At 70.3% G+C, this 19,597-nt stretch carries 17 protein-coding genes and 2 pseudogenes; 12 read left to right on the top strand and 7 right to left on the bottom strand.

Annotated elements, in window-relative coordinates:
• Positions 1-62 precede the first annotated feature (62 nt).
• Complete coding sequence (locus tag E0500_RS25480; RefSeq protein ID WP_309505142.1) at positions 63-791, bottom strand: (2Fe-2S)-binding protein; 729 nt, start codon at positions 789-791, stop codon at positions 63-65.
• A gap of 244 nt (positions 792-1,035) precedes the next feature.
• Here E0500_RS25480 and E0500_RS25475 point away from each other — a divergent pair, with 244 nt between their 5' ends.
• Positions 1,036-2,175, top strand: a complete 1,140-nt coding sequence (locus tag E0500_RS25475) for a DMT family transporter (protein ID WP_181587127.1) — start codon at positions 1,036-1,038, stop codon at positions 2,173-2,175.
• 38 nt (positions 2,176-2,213) lie between these two features.
• On the opposite strand, the pseudogene E0500_RS45515 reads toward E0500_RS25475, so the two are convergent.
• Positions 2,214-2,987, bottom strand: a pseudogene (locus E0500_RS45515) (peptidoglycan DD-metalloendopeptidase family protein); the annotation flags it as partial.
• Between the two features lie 159 nt (positions 2,988-3,146).
• Positions 3,147-3,353, bottom strand: a pseudogene (locus E0500_RS45510) (transglycosylase family protein); the annotation flags it as partial.
• A 393-nt stretch (positions 3,354-3,746) separates the two neighbouring features.
• Here E0500_RS45510 and gndA point away from each other — a divergent pair.
• Positions 3,747-5,186, top strand: a complete 1,440-nt coding sequence (gene gndA, locus E0500_RS25465; RefSeq protein WP_131570420.1) for an NADP-dependent phosphogluconate dehydrogenase — start codon at positions 3,747-3,749, stop codon at positions 5,184-5,186.
• Between the two features lie 556 nt (positions 5,187-5,742).
• Here gndA and panD read toward each other — a convergent pair.
• The gene (gene panD / locus E0500_RS25460; RefSeq protein ID WP_131569283.1) at positions 5,743-6,162 is read right to left on the bottom strand and encodes an aspartate 1-decarboxylase; all 420 of its coding nucleotides are present in this window, start codon (positions 6,160-6,162) and stop codon (positions 5,743-5,745) included.
• A 154-nt stretch (positions 6,163-6,316) separates the two neighbouring features.
• On the opposite strand from panD, the gene E0500_RS45505 reads away from it, so the two are divergent.
• The 4 genes from E0500_RS45505 (at position 6,317) to E0500_RS25440 (ending at position 12,044) form a co-directional block, all read left to right on the top strand.
• Positions 6,317-6,826, top strand: a complete 510-nt coding sequence (locus E0500_RS45505; RefSeq protein ID WP_131569285.1) for a DUF202 domain-containing protein — start codon at positions 6,317-6,319, stop codon at positions 6,824-6,826.
• A 90-nt stretch (positions 6,827-6,916) separates the two neighbouring features.
• The gene (locus E0500_RS25450; RefSeq protein ID WP_309505140.1) at positions 6,917-7,993 is read left to right on the top strand and encodes a PP2C family protein-serine/threonine phosphatase; all 1,077 of its coding nucleotides are present in this window, start codon (positions 6,917-6,919) and stop codon (positions 7,991-7,993) included.
• Positions 7,994-8,293: 300 nt separating this feature from the next.
• Positions 8,294-8,911, top strand: a complete 618-nt coding sequence (locus E0500_RS25445) for a helix-turn-helix transcriptional regulator (protein WP_258572930.1) — start codon at positions 8,294-8,296, stop codon at positions 8,909-8,911.
• A gap of 487 nt (positions 8,912-9,398) precedes the next feature.
• The gene (locus E0500_RS25440) at positions 9,399-12,044 is read left to right on the top strand and encodes a SpoIIE family protein phosphatase (protein ID WP_399119849.1); all 2,646 of its coding nucleotides are present in this window, start codon (positions 9,399-9,401) and stop codon (positions 12,042-12,044) included.
• 326 nt (positions 12,045-12,370) lie between these two features.
• On the opposite strand, the gene E0500_RS25435 is transcribed toward E0500_RS25440, so the two are convergent.
• Positions 12,371-13,285 carry an AraC family transcriptional regulator gene (locus E0500_RS25435; protein WP_131569291.1) on the bottom strand — a complete coding sequence of 305 codons (915 nt, stop codon included), beginning with the start codon at positions 13,283-13,285 and terminating at the stop codon, positions 12,371-12,373.
• 100 nt (positions 13,286-13,385) lie between these two features.
• Here E0500_RS25435 and E0500_RS25430 point away from each other — a divergent pair, with 100 nt between their 5' ends.
• Positions 13,386-14,393 (top strand): aldo/keto reductase, encoded by a 1,008-nt coding sequence (locus E0500_RS25430; RefSeq protein ID WP_131569292.1) that lies wholly within the window; start codon positions 13,386-13,388, stop codon positions 14,391-14,393.
• Positions 14,394-14,622: 229 nt separating this feature from the next.
• On the opposite strand, the gene E0500_RS44180 is transcribed toward E0500_RS25430, so the two are convergent.
• The gene (locus E0500_RS44180; protein ID WP_258572929.1) at positions 14,623-14,781 is read right to left on the bottom strand and encodes a hypothetical protein; all 159 of its coding nucleotides are present in this window, start codon (positions 14,779-14,781) and stop codon (positions 14,623-14,625) included.
• A 221-nt stretch (positions 14,782-15,002) separates the two neighbouring features.
• On the opposite strand from E0500_RS44180, the gene E0500_RS44175 reads away from it, so the two are divergent.
• Both E0500_RS44175 and E0500_RS44170 read left to right on the top strand, forming a co-directional pair.
• Positions 15,003-15,284 carry a hypothetical protein gene (locus E0500_RS44175; protein ID WP_131569294.1) on the top strand — a complete coding sequence of 94 codons (282 nt, stop codon included), beginning with the start codon at positions 15,003-15,005 and terminating at the stop codon, positions 15,282-15,284.
• Entirely contained in the window at positions 15,281-15,394 is a 114-nt protein-coding gene (locus E0500_RS44170) for a BBE domain-containing protein (RefSeq protein ID WP_258572928.1), read from the top strand. Before E0500_RS44175 ends, E0500_RS44170 begins: the two co-directional genes overlap by 4 nt.
• A 72-nt stretch (positions 15,395-15,466) precedes the next feature.
• On the opposite strand, the gene E0500_RS25420 is transcribed toward E0500_RS44170, so the two are convergent.
• Entirely contained in the window at positions 15,467-16,762 is a 1,296-nt protein-coding gene (locus E0500_RS25420) for a CitMHS family transporter (protein ID WP_131569296.1), read from the bottom strand.
• 254 nt (positions 16,763-17,016) lie between these two features.
• Here E0500_RS25420 and E0500_RS25415 point away from each other — a divergent pair, with 254 nt between their 5' ends.
• The 3 genes from E0500_RS25415 to E0500_RS25405 all read left to right on the top strand — a co-directional run bounded on the left by E0500_RS25415 (position 17,017) and on the right by E0500_RS25405 (position 19,593).
• A complete protein-coding gene (locus tag E0500_RS25415; RefSeq protein ID WP_165935165.1) occupies positions 17,017-17,730 on the top strand; it encodes a FadR/GntR family transcriptional regulator in 714 nt (237 codons plus the stop codon).
• A 301-nt stretch (positions 17,731-18,031) separates the two neighbouring features.
• Positions 18,032-18,742, top strand: a complete 711-nt coding sequence (locus E0500_RS25410; protein WP_131569300.1) for an aspartate/glutamate racemase family protein — start codon at positions 18,032-18,034, stop codon at positions 18,740-18,742.
• A complete protein-coding gene (locus E0500_RS25405) occupies positions 18,739-19,593 on the top strand; it encodes a sugar phosphate isomerase/epimerase (protein ID WP_258572927.1) in 855 nt (284 codons plus the stop codon). Before E0500_RS25410 ends, E0500_RS25405 begins: the two co-directional genes overlap by 4 nt.
• Positions 19,594-19,597 lie beyond the last annotated feature (4 nt).

Raw genomic sequence — 19,597 nt, 5'->3', positions numbered from 1 at the left:
CCACATGGTCACCCAGATGTGGCGGCTGGGGAAGACCGCGTTACTCCTCGGGTGGCCGGCGTTCAGTGGCGGGACGGCGGGCGGTCGAAGCAGCAGTCGCCGCACAGTCCGCCGCCGGGCACACGGTAGTAGAGGCAGCAGCTGCGGCGCCGCAGGGTGGTGGGGTCGAGGGTGTCCGACAGTCCGGGGTGTGCGAAGAGGTCCGCGGCGAGTCCGCGGGCCCGGTCCCGTACGTCCGGGCGCCCGCCCGCGGCCGCCCAGCGTTCGAGCTGGCGCAGGGCGCCCATGAGCGCGGAGCCCGCGTTGCCCCGCAGCAGCCGCTCCGGCATACGGAACCGCTCGCGCAGGGCGGCCGACAGCGGGGCGAGATGGCCCTCCCGGACGACCTCGCCGATCGCGTCGGCCGGCAGGGCGCGCACCTCGGTCAGCCACAGCTCGTCCGGGGCGGCGCCGTCCGGGTCCCAGCGCAGCAGTGCTGGATCGAGGTCGGGCACGTGGTCGTACAGGGCGGCGGAGCCCAGCGCGACCGCCCACAGCCGGGCGACGAGTCCCTGGTGTGCGAGGGAGGCCGCGACGCGTGTCTCGGGCGTACGCACACTGTCCGCGACCTTGCGGACGCGGAAGCCCACGGGGTCCGCGCGAGCCCCGAAACGCTCCTCGTCTCCCCCGGTGTGCCGTGCCGTGTACGCCTGGGCGAGGGTGGGCAGCGGGCCGTTCGGCGGCTCTCCGGTGCGCAGTGCGAAGAAGCCGCCGAGGGCCCGGAGCGCGGTGAGGTCGGTGTCGAGAGCCACGAGGAGCAGTGGTACCAGGGCCCCCGAAGGGGTTCGCCGGGAGGGGTGTTCTTCGTCAGGACGGAGCAGGGGGCCACCCGTCTGGGGGATGACGATCAGGCCGTCCTACTCCATCGGCAGTAGGACGCAATGAGTGCTCAGGTACGACGACGCGAACGTCTTCGCGAGGCATCGTTGTAACCATGGAAGCCGACCGTTCGCCGCGCCGGGCCGAGAGCCCCCGCCGCTCGCCGAGGAGCAGCTCATGAGCGCCCTCGCGTTGTCCGTGCTGCTGTCGTTCGTCTCCGCCGTGGCCTACGCGGGCGGGGCGATCGTGCAGGAGCGGGTCGCGGTGTCCTCCCCCGACGAGTCCTACGCGCCGCTGCGCAGGCCGGGTTGGTGGGCGGCCGTCGCGCTGAACGGCCTCGGTGGACTGCTGCACGTGATCGCGTTGGCCTACGGCCCGCTGAGCCTGGTGCAGCCGCTGGGCGCGCTGACGATCGTGTTCGCGCTGCCGATGGCCGCGCTCTTCGTGGGCCGCAGGGCCGGGGCGACGGCATGGCGGGGCGCGCTCATGTCCACGGTCGGTCTCGCGGGCCTGCTGGCGCTGGTCGGCGCGTCGGATGCGCAGTCCCTGGACGGCACCCAGCGTGTGGTGGTGGCCCTGGCCACGGGCGGCGCGGTGGTGACGCTGATGGTCGCGGCGCGTACCGCGCACCGGCACCCGGCGGTGCGCGGCATCCTCCTCGCGGTCGCGGCGGGTGCCGCGTTCGGCATGGCGTCGGTCTTCACGAAGACGGTCGCGGTCGACTGGACCGGCGGTGTATCCCTCGCCGACGTGCCGTCACTTGCGGTGATAGGCGTCCTCGCGACGGCCGGCATGCTGCTGTCGCAGGCCTCCTACCGGGGCGCCGGCCTCGCGGCGCCGCTCGCCACGCTGACCGTGGTGAACCCGGTGGTGGCGGCCGCGGTCGGCATCACGATGTTCGGCGAGACCTTCCGCCACGGCACGACGGGTACCGTGCTGGCGCTGGGCTGCGGTGTCGTCGCCGCCGGTGGCCTGATCCTGCTGACCACGGAGCGCATCGCGAACACGCGGTCCGAGCCGGTGGACGCCACGGCACCAGCCGGAACCGACGTGGCGCGGGTCGGTGTTCCGGCCGGTCCGGACCCCGTCGAGGAGCTGCTGGCCACGGCGCTGCCCGAGCAGCCCGGCGCCCCGGTGCACGACGAGGTGCGGGAGGTCCTCATACCGGCCCCCACGCGGGTGCCCCAGGAGGAGGCCTACGACGGACAGGGCCGGTCGTCCGACGACCCGCCGCACTCGTACGGCCCCTTCTACGGCGGCCCGTACGTGCCGATGCCGCTCCTCGACCGGCGGCCCCGCACCCGGGTCACCTCCTGAGCCGTCCCCCGGCTGTCCGTCGGCCGGGGGGCGGAGGGTCAGACCCGGACCCCGCCGGCCCTCAGATAGGCGACCGGATCGACATCGCTGCCGAAGCCGGGCCCCGTCCGCACCTCGAAGTGCAGGTGCGGACCCGTGCTGTTGCCGGTGGACCCGGAGCGGCCGATCCGCTGGCCTGCGCTCACGTTCTGTCCGGACTTCACGGAGATGGCCGACAGATGGGCGTACTGGGTGTAGCGGCCGTCACTGTGCCGGATGACCACCTGGTAGCCGAACGAGCCGCCCCAGCCCGAGCTGACGACCTCACCCGCGGCCACCGACTTCACGGTGGTACCGGTGGGCACGGGGAAGTCGAGGCCCGTGTGGTAGCCCTTCGACCAGGAGGAGCCCGCGGCGCGGTAGGGGGTGCCCGACGAGGCGTCCACGGGGGCGGCGAAGGAGACGGACGCCTTCTTCTCGGGCTTCTCGCGCTTCTCCGCCTTCTTGTCCTCGGTCTTCTCGGGCCTCTTGTCCTGCGTCTTCTCCGGGGCCTTCTCCGGCCTCTTGTCCTCGGTGGCCTTGCTGTGGCCGGAAGAGGCCCTCTGGTGCGAGGAGTTGCCTGCGGGCGCGTCGGCACGCAGGTTCAGCCGCTGGCCCGGAACGATCAGGTCCGGGTCGGTGCCGATGGTCTTGCGGTTGCCCGCGTACAGCTTCTGCCAGCCGCCGCGGACCTCGCGGGAGTCGGCGATCTCCGAGAGCGTGTCGCCGCGTACGACGGTGTACATCTCCGTGCTGCCCGCCCGGGACTGGGGCGTGGTCTGCGGGGTGACGTCGCGGATCGTGCGCTTCTGCTGCTTGGCGGTCGAGGTCGAGGCGCTCGCGGGGTTGATGTCCGGCGTGTCGCCGCCCCTGGTGAGGCCCGCGCGCGTCGAGCACACCGGCCAGGCTCCGGGCCCCTGGCCCCCCAGGACCTTCTCGGCGATGGCGATCTGCTGGTCCTTGGTGGCCAGGTCCGCGCGGGCCGCGTAGGCCGTGCCGCCGTACGCCTCCCAGGTCGACTGGCTGAACTGAAGCCCACCGTAGTAGCCGTTGCCGGTGTTGATGCTCCAGTTGTTGGTGGACTCGCAGGCCGCGACCTTGTTCCAGGTGCTCACGTCGGCGGCGTCCGCGACGCCGGTGCCGATGAGGGGGATCGCCATGCCCGCGCCACCGGCTGTGACGGTGAGCGAGGCCCGGTTGATCCTGTTCGGCTGATACCGGCGGTGCCGACCGCGTACGGCCATCGAGATGCCCCCTCACATATGCCAGAGGCCGCAAAAGTAAGGGCTGGGAACAGGCCATGACAAGACGGCAATCAGCCGCCATGTCGCGCCAACTGGCGGGTAAGTGACACGGGTTCGGAGGGCCGTTGAGGAAGGTGGGGCCTTCCCTGCGTAATCATGCGCGTCAGGCCGCGCAGTGCGATCGGCGCCACAGCACGTCAGGATGGCAAAAGGGACGGTCCGGCAGGCGATACTGACGGGCACGAACGGCACACCGATATCAGGACCTACCAGCACCACCGATACCAGGATCCATTAGGAGCCAACGGAATGAGCACAACAGCCCAGATCGGCGTCACGGGTCTCGCGGTCATGGGGAGCAACCTCGCCCGCAACTTCGCGCGCAACGGTTACACGGTCGCCGTGCACAACCGCACCGCGTCGCGCACCCAGGCGCTGGTGAAGGAACACGGGCACGAGGGCGACTTCATCGCGGCCGAGACCGCCAAGGACTTCGTGGCGGCGCTGGAGCGTCCGCGACGCCTGGTCGTGATGGTGAAGGCGGGCGGCCCGACCGACGCGGTGATCGAGGAGTTCGCCCCGCTCCTGGAACCCGGCGACATGATCATCGACGGGGGCAACGCCCACTTCGCCGACACCCGCCGCCGCGAGGCCGCGCTGCGCGAACAGGGCATCCACTTCGTGGGCGCGGGCATCTCCGGCGGCGAGGAGGGCGCGCTGAACGGGCCGAGCATCATGCCGGGCGGCCCGGCCGAGTCGTACGACTCGCTCGGTCCGATGCTGGAGAAGATCTCCGCGAAGGCGGCGGACGGGGCGCCCTGTGTGACGCACGTGGGCCCGGACGGCGCCGGTCACTTCGTGAAGATGGTGCACAACGGCATCGAGTACGCGGACATGCAGCTGATCGGCGAGGCGTACCAGCTGCTGCGCGACGTGGCGGGCTACACCCCCGCGCAGATCGCTGAGATCTTCCGCACCTGGAACACCGGCCGTCTGGACTCGTACCTGATCGAGATCACGGCCGAGGTACTGGCCCACGTGGACGCGGCGACGGGCAAGCCGTTCGTGGACGTCGTCCAGGACCAGGCCGAGCAGAAGGGCACGGGCCGCTGGACCGTGCAGATCGCGCTGGACCTGGGCGTGCCGGTGTCCGGGATCGCGGAGGCGGTGTTCGCGCGCTCGCTCTCGGGCCACACCACGCTGCGCGAGGCCTCCCGCGGACTCGCCGGTCCGAAGCCGGCGGCGCTGAGCGCGGCCGAGGCGGCCGCCTTCGCGGACCGGGTGGAGCAGGCGCTGTACGCGTCGAAGATCGTGTCGTACACGCAGGGCTTCCACGAGATCACCGCGGCCACCGAGGAGTACGACTGGAACATCGACCTCGGCAAGGTCGCCTCCATCTGGCGCGGCGGCTGCATCATCCGCGCGGCCTTCCTGGACCGTATCCGTGCCGCGTACGACACCCGGCCGGATCTGCCGAGTCTGCTGTCGGACCAGACGTTCGCACAGGAGATCGCGGCCGCGCAGGACGACTGGCGTGAGGTGCTCGTCGCGGCGACCCGGCAGGGCGTGCCGACGCCGGGCTTCGCGGCGGCGCTCGCGTACTACGACGCGCTGCGCGCTGAGCGGCTGCCCGCCGCGCTGACCCAGGGGCAGCGGGACTTCTTCGGGGCGCACACGTATCGCAGGACGGACCGGGCGGGGTCGTTCCACACGCTGTGGAGCGGCGACCGGTCAGAGGTCGAGGCGTAGGCGCTCCGCTGAGGTCGCCGTTCGAAGAGCGCGGGTCGTAAGGGCGCGGGTCATGAGGACGATGACAGTGCCCCGTGCCCGTTCGAGGGCTTGAGATGGCCCGGCGTGGTGTGTGCCTCGCCGGGCCATCAGGCTGTTCAGGGGATGATCGTTCGGCTGGGTCGTCGCGATCCCCGCATGCGGTCGGGCAAGCGGTTCAGGAAAGCGGTGGACCCGGTTCGGGCTCCGGTACCGGCTCCGGGCCCGGGGGCTTCGGGATGGGCGACGGGGAAGGCTCCGGGGAGGGGCGCGGTTCCGGGTTGGGGTCGGGCGGGCTGGGCTTGGGCCCCGGTTCCGGGAACGGCTCTGGATGGTCGGGCCCCGGTCCGGGAGTCGGCCCAGGCCTCGCCGGGTCGGGGTACGGGTGCGTCATGGCGTCCTCCAGCCATGCGATGCGTCGGCTCTGGACTCACCTCTCGGGTACCCGACTGGTGGACGGACAGTCACCGCGCCGGCCCGCCGGTACGGCGGTCCGGGCGGGGCTCCCTTCGTACGGCGCGGGCGCGGCACGCTCGGTTCAGACGGTGACGGCCTGCGGGCTGCGCTCCTGGTCGGAGCCCGGAACCGGTTCGGACGGGTCCGCACCCAGGGCCACGATGCGATTGCCGCGGTCCACGTGCACGACCCGGGGCTTCAGGGTCCGTGCCTCGGCATCGGAGACCTGCGCGTAGCTGATGATGATCACCAGGTCTCCGGGGTGGACGAGGTGGGCCGCGGCCCCGTTGATACCGACGACTCCCGAGCCGCGCTCACCCTCGATGACATACGTCTCCAGGCGGGCGCCGTTGGTGATGTCGACGATGTGCACGAGCTCGCCCGGGAGGAGATCGGCGGCGTCGAGGAGATCGGCGTCGATCGTCACGGATCCCACGTAGTGCAGGTCGGCCTGTGTGACGGTGGCTCGGTGGATCTTGGACTTGAACATGGTACGCAACATCGGTGCACTCCCACAGGTAGGCTCCCTGCCTGCGTTTTTGCAGGTCAAGGGCTGTTTCCACACCGTACAGCGAGTCGCATGTCCGGGCAGCCTTCCCTAGGTTTTTCAGGACTCATGCTGACCAAATGCCAACTTCTCTGACGGTGTGTCAGGCATGGGGAAGGCTGCTCGGGGTCATCCTCGCTCCCCCCGGGCTGCCCCTCACGAACGCCCGCGATCAGCGTACGCAACGACCACCGAAGGCTCTCGTGACGATCGCCACAGCATGCCTCGACTGCCCGACCGTCAGGCCGAACAAGATCCGTGGTCTGATCCGGCGGCGCGCCGGCCAGCCGAGCATCGCCGGTTAGCCAAACCGGCGAGCCCTCTGGTCATTGTTTCGCTCTGTTCGCCGCGTAAAGCCTCAGGAGAGAACATGGCTGACCGGGACACAGGGTTGGCGAACGAGCGCACCGCTCTCGCGTGGCAGCGTACGGCGCCCTCGCCCACCTGGGGCGAGCCTGGGCACGGCGATGCAGCTCAGCCTATGGGTCTTACGGTCCTGGAGGTCACGGAGGGGGTCTTGCTCCCCCTGACCTGCCGACCCGAGAAGGAAGGAAACGCCCCGGTCAGGGCGCGAGCCGTCCACCGAAACCGGCATTCTGCTCCAATCAGATTAAAGTAGCGAGTTATGGGATTCTTTCGCTCTTCAGCGGACCGAGGAGCCAGCGGTCCCAGCCGCAGCGTCTTCACCGTCGCGCGGTGCCTGCCCTTCGTGGTCTTGGCGGCTGTGGTCACGATCGAGTTCTCACCGGCGCACGTGGTCTACACCGGCGCTCTGCTGTCCCCGACGCCGGCGCTGGCCGCGGTGACCATGGGACCGCGCGGCACGGCCACCGTGGCCGCGCTCGCCTTCCTGGTGAGTTCGGCCACCGCGACCAAGAACCAAGCCTGGGGCACTCAGCAGGTCTACACCAATCTGGCGGCGCTGCTGGTGGTGACGACGGCGAGCATGGTGAGCAGCGCCGTGCGGGTCCGCAGGACACGTGAGCTGACGCAGGTGCGGCGGATCGCCGAGGTGTCCCAGAACGTGGTATTGCGGCCGCTGCCCACCCGGATGGGCATGGTGAAGGCCGCCAGCTTCTACCTGGCGGCGGAGCGGGGAGCACAGATCGGCGGCGACCTTTACGAGGCCACGACCACCCGGTTCGGGGTGCGCCTGATCGTCGGGGACGTCCGGGGCAAGGGGCTGGCGGCCGTGCGGTCGGCCGCCGCGGTGCTGGGCGCCTTCCGCGAGGCCGTGCACTACGAGCACGACCTGGCGGAGGTCATGCACCGCTGCGCGGCCGCACTGCAGCGGGAGTCCGCGCTGATGGACCCGACCGACCCGCGGAACTGGGAGGAGCCGGACGAGCAGTTCGTCACCGTGCTGCTGGCGCAGGTGCCGGACGACAAGACGATCCAGCTGATCAACCGCGGCCATCCACCGCCGCTGATCGTCCGCCACGGCGCCGTACGGACCCTTTCCCCCGCCCGTCCGCTGCCCCCGCTCGGCCTGGAGGAGTTCCTCACCGGCCCGCCCATCTCCACGGAGACCTTTCCGTTCGCCACGGGTGAGCGGCTGCTGCTGCACACCGACGGCGTGCTGGAGGCGCGCAATCGCTCCCATGAGTTCTTCCCGCTGCTGGAGACCCTGGAGATACTGGACGGAGCCACCCCGGCGGAGTATCTGGACCGGCTGCGCCTGGCGCTGATCCGGCACACCGACGGACATCTGGCCGACGACGCGGCGATGATCCTGATCGAGCGGGTCGCCGCGGCCCCCGACGTCATGCAGCCCGGGACGCCTTAGAGGGCGTTTGAAGTAGGCAGATTGCCCTTGATGCCCTTAGGGCCTTTCTGATGGATCTCCGTGGAGCGGTCAGACTGTCGGTCCTCTTCCCCGAGCCCTCGGCATGCCTTCGGCTCTTCGGTGAAGGGACAGCCTTGGAAGCAGCCGCCCCGACGTCGCCGCCGACTCGGAGAAGAGCCTGGGAGTGACACCCTGACACGTGGAGATCACAAACGGTCCGCCTGGGGTGGGCCGAGCGACGAGCCCCGGAGACCCTCGTTCGACCACGCTGCCGCACGCCGACTGCGCGAGGCACTCGGTATGACCCATTCCGATGTCGGGTACGGCATGTGGGCCGCGTACGGCGTACAGGTGGCGGCTGCGACCCTCGCCGCCCGGGAGAACGGTGACGATTTACCCACCGAGCTCCAACTGCAGGCGCTCGCGGGAGCGTTGTGGTGTGCGCCGGGAGATCTGCTGGATGCACCGGCCACGCTCCGCGAGTACCGCGCCGCCCGCGGGATGGCACCCATGGACCTCGCCTTGCGGATCGGCATGTCCCCCGAAGCGTACGAGCAGATGGAGCTCTCCGGGCGGTGGACGGGAACCGAGCGCCAGACGGCGGAACTCGTCAAAGCGCTGGCGCTACCGCTGCCCACGTACGTCGAGGTGACCGGCCGCAGCGAAAAGCTGACCGAACTGCTGCGGCTGGCCGTCGAAACGCGCTGGCAGATGTACGTGCGCCCGGTCACCGGGCTCGTGCCGATGCCGCGCCCGCACATCGAGCGGCTGCTCAAGCAGTTGCAGGCGGACTACCATGCGCGGCTGCCCGCACCCCACAGCGGGGCGTCGACGGGAGGTTCGATCGGACCTGACGCGAAGGCGTTCCTGAATGACATCGTGGACCACTTCTGGCGCAGGGCGGACAGATCCTGCTAGTGCCGCGTCAGCCAAGGTTTGCCCGTCAAGGAGCGGCGTCCGGTGCGTGCTCTCGGCGTGCCGGCCGGAAGCCCTCGTACTGGATGTACTTGGGCTTTCGGCCGGTGCGGCGAGAGTGCGTGCCGGCCGTCGCGACGGGGCGAACCTTGGCTGACGCGGCACTAGAAGCAAGGCACCCGCGGTGAGGTCCGTCAGGGTTTCCTCTGCGACGGCGCTCGCGACCACGGCCGCCCGTGCCAACGGCGTGGTTCCGACGCCGCCGAACCGTCAGCAGCCGCATCAAGGAGTACCGCAGGCTCCGTCGGCCACATTAGGCGAGGATGCTACAAATGAGGACATGAGCAGATATGCTCACATCACTTGGCGCGGCCGCCGTGCGCGGTCCTGCGTGTCTGAAGCTCCCTCTCGCTCGTCCTGGACACGGCTGGGGCTGCTCTTGCGGGTGCCCAGCGTCGCCGGGCAGGTTTTCATTCTGCAACTTCTGCTGGTGTTGGTACTGGTCGTCGGCGCAACGACGGCCCTCGTGCTCCAGGCCCGGAGCCAAGCCGCCACGGAGGCCGGCGGTCGGTCCCTGGCCGTGGCAGAGACGTTCGCGCACTCGCCTGGCCTGCCCCAGGCCATGAGCAGCGACAACCCGACCGCGCTGCTGCAGCCCCGCGCGGAAGCCGCGAGGAAAGGCTCAGGCGTCGACAGCATCGTGGTGTTCGACACGCATGGCATCCGCCTCACCCACCCCGATACGGCACTGATCGGCAAGCGGATCGTCGGCCCCGCCCCGCTGGTGCGGGAGGAACTCGCCGGCAGGACCATCACCCGCACCTTCCGCGCAAGCCAGGGAACCTCCGTGGTTTCGGCGGTTCCCGTCACACGAGCCGACGGCACCCTGATCGGCGGGGTGTCGGTCGGTATCAAGGTCACGAGCGTGAACAGTGCGGTGAACCACCGACTACTTCTGCTGCTCGGTCCCGCCACCGGGGCGCTGGCCTTGTCCGCGTGCGGGACCGCGCTGGTCAGTCGGCGGCTGCGGCGGCAGACCCACGGCCTGGGCCCTGCGGAGATGACACGGATGTACGAACACCACGACGCGGTGTTGCACTCGGTTCGTGAAGGCGTACTCATCGTCGATGGAGACGGGCGGCTACTGCTGGCCAACGACGAGGCGCGCCGGCTCCTGGATCTGCCGCAGAACGCGGAGCAGCGCCGGATCACCGACCTCGGCCTGCCCCGGGGCGCCGCCGAACTGCTTGCTCCGGGGCGCACGGCCACCGACGAGCTCCATGTGGCCGGGGACCGGCTGCTGGCCGTCAACGCGCGACCTGTCGAGCCCGGCGAAGGCCCGGCGGGCAGCGTAGTCACCCTGCGCGACTCCACGGAGTTGCGCGCGCTCGCCGGCCGGGCCAGGGTGGCGCGCGAGCGCCTGCAACTGCTCTACGACGCAGGCATACGGATCGGCACCACGCTGGATGTGGTGCGCACCGCCGAGGAACTGGCCGAGATTGCGGTCCCCCGACTCGCCGACTTCGTCACCGTGGAGCTACTGGACCCGGTCCTGCACGGCGAGGAACCGGACGGCGCGAGTCCAGAAATGCGCCGCACCGCCATGCGCGGCGTCCGGGACGACCCGCCCCTCTATCCGGTGGGAGAACTGATCCGATACATCCCCACCAGCCCCGTGGCCGTCAGCGCGGCAGACGGGCACGCCGTCCTCGTGGCCGACCTGACCGCCTCCGAGGGCTGGCGCGCCCAGGATCCGGAACGTGCCCAGAAAATCCTGGACTACGGCATCCACTCCCTGATTTCGGTGCCGCTGCAGGCCCGCGGCGTCCTTCTGGGGATGGCCGACTTCTGGCGCCTGGACCATGCACCCTTCGAGCACGACGACCTGTCCTTTGCCGAAGAACTGGCCGCCCGGGCGGCGTTGGCGATCGACAACGCCCGCCGCTATACCCGCGAGCACACCATGGCTGCGACGCTGCAGCGCCGCCTGCTGCCCCGCGGCCTGCCTGAACAGTCCGCCCTGGATGTGGCCTACCGCTATCTGCCGGCGCAGGCCGGGGTGGGCGGCGACTGGTTCGACGTCATCCCGCTGCCCGGCGCCCGGGTGGCACTCGTGGTCGGTGATGTCGTCGGACACGGCCTGCACGCTGCGGCGACCATGGGCCAGCTGCGCACCGCGGTGCACAACTTCTCCGCCCTCGACCTGTCCCCCGACGAGCTGCTGAGCCACCTGGACGAGCTGGTCACCCACATCGACAACGACCAGGCGAGCGAGGGCAACGATGGCGGCATCACCGGTGCCACTTGCCTGTACGCCATCTACGACCCGGTGGCCGGGCGGGCCGTTCTGGCCCGATCCGGGCACCCGGGCCCCGCCCTCATCCACCCCGACGGCACCGTCGCCTTCCCCGAGGTGCCCGTCTCCCCGCCGCTGGGCCTGGGCGGCGGATTGCCGTTCGAGACCGCCGAGCTGGAGCTGCCCGCTGACTCCCGGCTGGTCCTCTACACCGATGGTCTCGTCGAGGGCCGCGACCACGACCTCGACGCCGGCCTGGACCTGCTGCGCGGCGCCCTGACAGGCCCCCCGGGACGGGCCCCGGAGGAGATCTGCACCACCATGCTGGAGACGCTGCAACCCGAGCACCCCCGCGACGACATCGCCCTGCTGGTGGCCCGCACCCGGCTGCTGAACCCGGACCAGGTGGCAGACTGGGACGTGCCCTCCGACCGGGCGGCCGTCTCCCGCGTCCGTGCCGAGGTCACCCGCCGACTGGAAGCCTGGGGCCTGGACAAGGTCACCTTCACCACCGAACTGATCGTCAGCGAGCTGGTCACCAACGCCATCCGGTACGGCACCCCGCACATCCGGCTCCGCCTGCTGTACGACCGCAACAGCCTGATCTGCGAGGTCGCCGACGGCTCCAGCACCTCCCCGCACCTGCGCCGGGCGGCCGCCACGGACGAGGGCGGTCGCGGGCTGTTCCTGGTCGCCCAGTTCGCCCAGCGCTGGGGTACCCGATACAGCGCCCGCGGCAAAGTCATCTGGAGCGAACAAACCCTCACCAACACCGCAGCCGAACCCGGCGCCGGCCTCGGGGACAACCCGTTGGACCTATGGGCCGACACAGAACTGTGACGGCGATCCGGCCGAGGAGTTCGCCGCACACCTCCCGCAGTCCCGTGGACGAGACGGGCTGGGATTCCGTTGGCCATTCGATGTTCCGCACGGACCTCCGGCGCGCCGTCAGGGCCTGTTGGAAAGTGCTGGTCACAGCCACTCATTGAGGACTGCGACCAGCACGGTCGCCTCGCAGTGGTATGGGGACTCCTGCCAGATGTGGGCCACCACCCTGCTCCTGCCCTCACCCTCCACGGGTCCTGACCGACGGCCTCTCCGTCATAGACACCGTCACGGGCCCCGGGGACCGGCTCACGTGCCGGCAAGCCACACGAGGACGTCCGCTACGGCTTCGCGCCCGACCCGTCGACCAGTACCGGAACGGGCCGGGCGTCGGAGAGACGGGTGCGCAGCCGGGCGGCGTCCTGGGCGGGAGGCAGGCCGTAGGCGCGGCGGTATTCGCGGTTGAACTGGGTGGCACTGACGTATCCGACGGCCTGGGCCACCTGGGCCGCCGTGATGTCCCCCGCGAACAGCCGACGTCGCGCTTCCTGCAGCCGCAGGTGTTTCTGGAACTTCAGCGGGCTCATGCCCGTGGCCGCCTTGAAGTGCCGGTGCAGCGTGGCCGGGCTCATGCGGGCCACCTCGGCGATCTCGTCGATGCCGAGCGGTTCGGTGTAGTGGTCGCGGATCCAGCGGGCCGCGGTACGGATCCGGGAGGCGGCGGAGTCGGCCAGGGACCAGTGCCGCAGGACGGGACCCAGCGGGCTGCGCAGCAGCCGGTAGAGGATCTCGCCCTCGATGCGCCCGGCGAGGGGTCCTATGTCCTCCGGCGTGTCGAGGAGGAGGATCCACCGGGTGACCGCATCGACGAGCTCCGGCGCCATCGGTGCGGTGACCGCTGCCGTGACGGCCGGTGGTGATGGCGGGCCTGCTTCCGCCAGCTCCATCTGCACGGCGGCGAGTGCCTGGCTGTCGAGCCGCATCACCGCGGCGCGGTAGGGAACCTTCTCGAAGGCCGCGGTCACCGGCACATCGAGGGTGATCATCGCCATCTCGCCGCAGGGCGTGATCCAGCTGTGCTCGCCCGCCGCGGTGCGCTTGGCGCCGTCGGCGATGAAGCAGATCATCGGCTCGTACATGACCTCCATCGGTTCGAGGAGTTCGTCGAGCGCGACCAGTGACAGCCTGGGTACGGCGGTCTCCGACCACATCCCCTGGCAGTGCCGCTCAATGGCCCGGGCGAGACGGTTCAGCATGAGGCGCGCCCTTCGCTTGAGTTTCGCTTGAGAGGATCAGGCAATCCTATGCGACCGGTGCCCCATGACGGCCCCGCGCCGTGTTCCTAGCGTGGAAGGCATGACACAGCACGACATCAAACTCCCCCACCGCAGGCTCGGCACCCAGGGCCTGGAGGTCGGCGCCGTCGGCCTGGGCACGATGGGCATGACGATGGCCTACGGCGCCTCGGACGAACAGTCCGGCATCACCACCATCCACCGCGCCTACGAACTCGGCGTCACCCTCTTCGACACCGCCGAGCTGTACGGCATGGGCACCGGCAGCAACGAACAGCTCCTCGGCCGGGCGGTGAAGGACTTCCGCGACGACATCGTCCTCGCCACCAAGTTCGGTTTCGACCTGAGCGACCCGAAGAGGATCGGCGCCGCCCTCGACAGCCGTCCGGAACACATCCGGGAGGTGGCCGAGAACAGCCTGCGCCACCTCGGCACCGACCACATCGACGTGCTCTACCAGCACCGCGTCGACCCCGACGTGCCCATCGAGGACGTAGCCGGAACGGTCGGTGAGCTGATCGCCGAAGGCAAGGTGCGCTACTTCGGGCTGAGCGAGGCCGGCCCCGAGGTCATCCGGCGTGCCCACGCCGTGCACCCGGTGTCCGTGCTGCAGACGGAGTACTCCGTGTTCGAACGGGCCGTGGAGGCCGAGGTGCTGCCGGTGGTGCGCGAGCTGGGCATCGGCTTCGTGCCCTACTCGCCGCTGGGCCGCGGCTTCCTCACCGGTGCGGTGAAGCCGGCGGCGGAGTATCCCGCGGACGACATGCGCAGCTTCGACGACCGCTGGCAGCCCGGCAACTACGAGAAGAACCTGGCCGCCGTCCGTGAGTTGACGGCTCTCGCGGAGGCCAAGGGCATCGCGGTCACCCAGCTGGCCCTGGCCTGGCTGCTGGCCCAGGGCGACGACATCGTGCCCATCCCCGGCACCCGCAGCCCTCGCCGTCTGGAGGAGAACGCCGCCGCCGCGCACGTCACCCTCTCCGCCGAGGACCTCACCCGCATCCAGGAGATCCTCCCGGACGGCGCGGCGGGCGCCCGCTACCCCGAGTACGCGATGCCGACCTGGTAGTCGCCCCGGCCACACGTTGAAGCGGTGTGCACCCGCCCGGGTGTGCACCCGCCCGGGTCCGGTAGACCTTGCGGGCAAGCCCCGCCGGAGGCGTGGCGTCGTCGCGTAGCGACCGCCCCAACAGTCCTCCTCGGATTCATCAACACCCGGGTACGTGAGCCGGCCGGCACCGACCATCTCGACTGGATCCCCGCCGCCCATGTCGGCACGCACATCGCCGAGCTGGTCATCACATCTCCATCAACGACGGCGGCGCGGCACGGTCATCGACCTGGCGGCTCTCAACTCGATCGAGCGGCTCGATCCGGACGGCAACCTGGTCCGCATCGGACCGGGCAAGCCGCTGGGGCGACGTGGCCGCGGCGCTGTATCCCTGGGAGCTGTCCATCAGCTCGGGCGATTCGGGAAACGTGGGAGTCGGCGGCCTGGCGGCGACCGCCGGTATCGGTCTGATGGGCCGCGCTCACGGCCTGACGATCGACCATCTCGTCACGGCCGGGACCGTCACCGCCGACGGCGTGTTCCACACCGTGGACGCGGAACGCGATCCCGGCCTGTTCTGGGCCGTGCGCCGCGCCGGCGCCAACGTCGGCATCGTCACCTCGATCGATGGACTTCTCCGCCGCGCCGGCACCGGTTGTCGCGCACACCGCCATTCAGTTCCGTGTCGACCGGATCGCGCCGTTTCTGCGCGCCTGGGGCGAGACCGTCGAGTCCGCTCCCCGCGAGATCAGCGCGTGCCTGTATCTGTCGGGCGGAGGGTTCGCCCTCGCCACCGTGGTCTTCGCCGCCGACGACACGGACGCGGCCGAGCGGGCGCTCGTCCCCTCCTGCGGGTCGGCCCCGTCCTCGGCCGGCGGGCCACGTCGGTGCCCTACGCGGCCGTGGTGACGCGGACCGCTCACCGAGGCATTCCCTCAACGACGCTGAGCCGCCTGCGCGAGATCAAGCGGGAAGTGGACCCGGACAACGTCTTCGACCAGAACTTCCCTGTCGCATGAACAGCAGGCACCGTCGCATGAACAGCGGGCACCGTCTCGCGCACCCGCCGTCCCTGCAGAACGGGCCGAGGCTCAGGTGACGGTGACGGCCCCGGTGATGACGGCGAAGGCGATGTAGGCGAGGGAGACGGGGATGCCCCAGCGCAGGGCGTGTTTCTGGAAGTCGCCCAGCTCGGCCTTGACGAGTCCGAGGAGGACCCACAGGGGCGCGCTGGTGGGGCCCATCATGTGGAGGATCTGGCCGATGGCGCCGGCTCGGGCGATCTGGTTGGCGTCGATGCCGTAGTGGGCGGCGGATTCGGCGAGCACCGGGATGACGCCGAACCAGTAGCCGTCGTTGGACATGAAGAAGCCGAGCGGCAGGGCAAGAATGGCCGTGAACAGCGGGATGAGGTTGCCCATGGAGTCGGGGACGACGGCGAGGGCGGCGTCGGCCATGGCCTTGATCATGCCGGAGTCGGTCATGATGCCGGTGAACACACCTGCCGCCAGGACGAGGATCATCACGGGGACGGCGTTGGCGGCCTGGCGCTTGATGAGGTCCTGCTGGTCGCCGATGCTGCGGATGTTGACGAGCAGGGCGATCACGAACGCGACCATGAACAGCACCAGAAGGTCGGCGACCTCCAGGATGAGCAGCACCATCAGCAGCAGGGTGAGGGCGGCGTTGAACCACATGCGCCAGTCCGGCTTCACCGGTTCGAAGGCTTCGCCCGAGGCGATCTCAAGCTTGTAGGCGGCGAGCGCCTCGGGGTCGATCTTGTGACGTTCGCGCAGGCCGAGCCAGTAGGCCACGGCGATGATGGCCAGGCTGGTGAGGGCCATGGGGCCGATCATGTGGACGAAGTAGTCGGTCGCGTTCAGGTGCAGGACGCTGATGCCGCGAGTGGCGGCGCCGCCCCAGGGTGTGGTGCCGGAGATGGTGCCCAGCGACATCGCGGCGATCGTGGCGACGATGAGGGGATTCATGCCCAGGCGCCGGTAGATGGGCAGGAACGCCGAGCAGATGATCATGTAGCTGGTGGTGCCGTCACCGTCGAGGGCGACGAGCAGAGCCAGGACCGCGGTGCCGACGGTGATGCGGACCGGGTCGCCCTTGGAGGCGCGGACGATGGCCTGACAGACGGGCTCGAAGAGTTTGACCTCCATCATCAGGCCGAAGTAGAGGACGGCGAACAGCAGCAGCGCGGCGGTGGGCGCGACGGTGTCCAGACCGTTCATGATCATGTCGCCGAGTTTGGCGCCCTTGCCGGCGATGAGGGCGGCGGCGATCGGGGTGAGCATGATGGCGGTGAAGGCGGAGAGGTGGTTCCGCATCACGAGCAGCATGAAGCTGCCCAGAGTGGCGAAGCCGAGGACGGCGAGCATCGTTGCTCCTTGAGGCAGGGCTGAAGGGCCGCTGGCAGGCAGCGGTGAGGTTCTGCGCGGGTCAGCGCATGCGGGGGCGATGACAGGGCCCGGCGCGGTGGACGGTGAAGAGGTGCGCCTGGCAGGGCAGGGGCTTCCCGTGCGGCTCGCACGATGCCAGGAGACTCGTCACCGACGTCGGCCAACCGGTTTACCGGATTGCCGGTAGGTAACTAGAATCCAGCCAACACGTCAATACCGAAGTGAGGAATTCGATGGCCGAACTCGCCAAGATCGCGGTCGAGCCACGGGAGCCGCTGGCCTCCGAGGTCTCCCGCCGCCTGATCGACTATCTGATGTCCGGCGAGGTGCAGCCCGGCGACCGCATCCCCTCCGAGCGGCAGCTGACCGAGATGCTCGGAGTGAACCGGCCCACCGTGCGCGAGGCGATCAAGTCGCTGGGCTTCCTCGGCCTGCTGGAGATCCGCCAGTCCAGCGGGACGTACTTCCGCGGCGCCGACTCCGACGTGCTCTACCGCCTGTTCGAACTGGGCCTGGTGTTCGGCGGCCGGGTCGCCCGGGACATGGTGCAGGCCCGCGCGGAGCTTGAGGTCACCATCGCCGGACTGGCCGCACAGGCCCGCGACGAGGCGGGTATCGAACTGCTGCGCGCCCGGCTGACCGCCATGCGGGAGTGCCCGGACGAGGACTTCCCCGAGGCGGACACGGCCTTCCACGCGGCACTGGGAGAGCTGGCCGGCAACACGGTCCTGCGGGACATGCTCAAGGGCATGCGGGCGACGATCCAGCGCGGCTGGGTACAGCGCACAGGCGCTGTCCGGTCTCGTGAGGTGGCCTACGCCGACCACGTGCCCATCTTCGAAGCGGTCGAGAAGGGGGACGCGGAGGCCGCCCGCGCGGCGATGACCCGGCACATGGACGGTGCGTCCCGGCGACTGATGGAGGCCCTCGAACAGCGCCAGGCGTAGCCGGCGCGACGGGCGCAGCCGACCCCCGGGCCGCCCGGCACGCACCGGCGACCCTCACACACCCCATGAGGTAAACCGGTTGACCGGTTGATGTGATGCTTCTACAGTGGCGGCGCGGCAACGCAACGAAAGGTTGCCGCAACCCCTCCCGTGCTTGCTCCGTGTCTTTGGCGTTCTTGGCGCGCTCGACGTTCTTGGCGCTCTGGCGCTCTGGCGTTCTTGGCGCTCCCGCGCCGACCGGAGCCGGCCCGACGCAGGGACCCCTCCCGGTCCCCGCCTATCGGAAGAGGAAAGAAGCCCGGTGATCGAAGCCCACCCCCTGGTCGCCATGATCCATGCCGTGCCGACCGGAGCCCGCGTCGCCCAGGAGGCGTTCGCGCGAGAGTTCCCGCAGGCCACGGTGTGGAACGTGCTGGACGACCGTCTCCTGGACGACGCCCGCGATGCCGGCGGTCTCACCGACGTACTGCGTCGGCGCATGCTCCGCCTGATCGGTCACGTGATGGACGGCGGTGCCCACGGCCTGCTGCTGACCTGCTCTTCCTACGGGGATGTGGTGGACACGGCCCGCACTCTGTGGGGCGTGCCCGTCCTGAAGTCCGACGAAGCCCTGTTCAGGGCCGCCCTGGCCGGCCCGTTCGAGCGCATTGCCGTCGTCGCCTCCACCGGGCCCGCCGTTCCGGCGGCCGTGGCCCAGCTCGAAGCACTCGTCCCGGCGGTCAGACCCGACCGGCCGGTCGACATCGTGACCGCACTGAGCGAGGCCGCGGCCGACGCGGGTACACCGGAAGCGACCGCCCGCCACCTGGCCGACGCCCTGACAACCGTCGGTGCCGCCGACGCCGACGCGGTGCTGCTGGCGCAGTACTCCCTGGCCCCGGCGCGAGACGCGCTGGCCGAACTGCTGGACGTCCCCGTGCTGGACGGTGCCGGTGCTGCCGCCCGTGAACTGCGCGGGCTGCTCCTCCCCGACGCGGGGCAGACGGTCCCCGTACCGGCGGTCGCGCCATGACCGCGCCGGTGCCCTGGCCGCTGGCCTACACCGTCTCCAGTGGCGACTGCCGCACGCCCATGCCGCTCGGCTTCGACGCACCGTTCGCCGAAGCCGTCCGTGGACTGGCCGAACTCGGCTACGACGGTGTCGAAGTCCAGGTCCGTGAGACCACCGCGCGCGACGCCGACGCCATGCTCCGGACCGCCGAGAGCAGCGGGATGGAGATCCTCGGGGTCGGTACCGGTCCGGTCGCCGCGCAGGACCATCTGACGCTGACCGACCCGTCACCGGACGTACGGCGCCACGCATTCGACCGGCTTCGGGGCGCGGCACGCCTCGCCGGGGCTCTGGGTGTTCCGCTCACCCTCGGCCAGAGCCGCGGCACCTTCCTGCCGGGGCTGGAGGATGTGCAGCGAGCCTGGGCCGAACGCGCCGTGCGGCAGCTGGCGGAGGAAGTGGTCTCCGTCGGCAGCCGCCTGTTGATCGAGCCGCAGTCACGCGGCAACACATCCCTGTGGCACACCCCCGGCCAAGCCCTCGCCGTCATGACCGCGCTCGGCGTACCGGCCGGACTGGTGCTGGACACCCACCACCTGGAAGCCGAAGGCGTCGATTCCGTCCAGGCCGTCACGGACCACACCCTGCTGACCGGCTGTCTCCAGCTCGCGGCGCCCGGCACCAGGGGCCCACTGGTCGTCGGCGACCACCGGCTGCCCGATCTGCTGCAGGCCCTGCGCAGGGGCGGCTTCACCGGGTGGCTGACGCTGGAACACACCCAGGACGGCGACAGCTTCAGGGCAGCCGCCCGGTCCTGGACCGCCCTGGCCGATGCCGCCGCCACCCTGGCACAGCGCTCGTCGGCCCCCTGACCAC

Source organism: Streptomyces sp. KM273126, assembly GCF_004337435.2.
Taxonomy (GTDB): Bacteria; Actinomycetota; Actinomycetes; order Streptomycetales; family Streptomycetaceae; genus Streptomyces; species Streptomyces acidicola.
This window is presented reverse-complemented; position numbering and strand designations above follow the sequence as displayed.

Bases quoted from the DNA above. Each gene is read 5' to 3' on its own strand.
- E0500_RS25415 (WP_165935165.1), top strand. From the start codon at position 17,017: ATGGCCGAACTCGCCAAGATCGCGGTCGAGCCACGGGAGCCGCTGGCC.
- E0500_RS25430 (WP_131569292.1), top strand. From the start codon at position 13,386: ATGACACAGCACGACATCAAACTCCCCCACCGCAGGCTCGGCACCCAG.
- E0500_RS25420 (WP_131569296.1), bottom strand. From the start codon at position 16,762: ATGCTCGCCGTCCTCGGCTTCGCCACTCTGGGCAGCTTCATGCTGCTC.
- E0500_RS25405 (WP_258572927.1), top strand. From the start codon at position 18,739: ATGACCGCGCCGGTGCCCTGGCCGCTGGCCTACACCGTCTCCAGTGGC.
- E0500_RS25435 (WP_131569291.1), bottom strand. From the start codon at position 13,285: ATGCTGAACCGTCTCGCCCGGGCCATTGAGCGGCACTGCCAGGGGATG.
- E0500_RS44175 (WP_131569294.1), top strand. From the start codon at position 15,003: ATGGACTTCTCCGCCGCGCCGGCACCGGTTGTCGCGCACACCGCCATT.
- E0500_RS44180 (WP_258572929.1), bottom strand. From the start codon at position 14,781: ATGGACAGCTCCCAGGGATACAGCGCCGCGGCCACGTCGCCCCAGCGG.
- E0500_RS25475 (WP_181587127.1), top strand. From the start codon at position 1,036: ATGAGCGCCCTCGCGTTGTCCGTGCTGCTGTCGTTCGTCTCCGCCGTG.
- gndA (WP_131570420.1), top strand. From the start codon at position 3,747: ATGAGCACAACAGCCCAGATCGGCGTCACGGGTCTCGCGGTCATGGGG.
- E0500_RS45505 (WP_131569285.1), top strand. From the start codon at position 6,317: ATGGGGAAGGCTGCTCGGGGTCATCCTCGCTCCCCCCGGGCTGCCCCT.
- panD (WP_131569283.1), bottom strand. From the start codon at position 6,162: ATGTTGCGTACCATGTTCAAGTCCAAGATCCACCGAGCCACCGTCACA.
- E0500_RS25445 (WP_258572930.1), top strand. From the start codon at position 8,294: ATGACCCATTCCGATGTCGGGTACGGCATGTGGGCCGCGTACGGCGTA.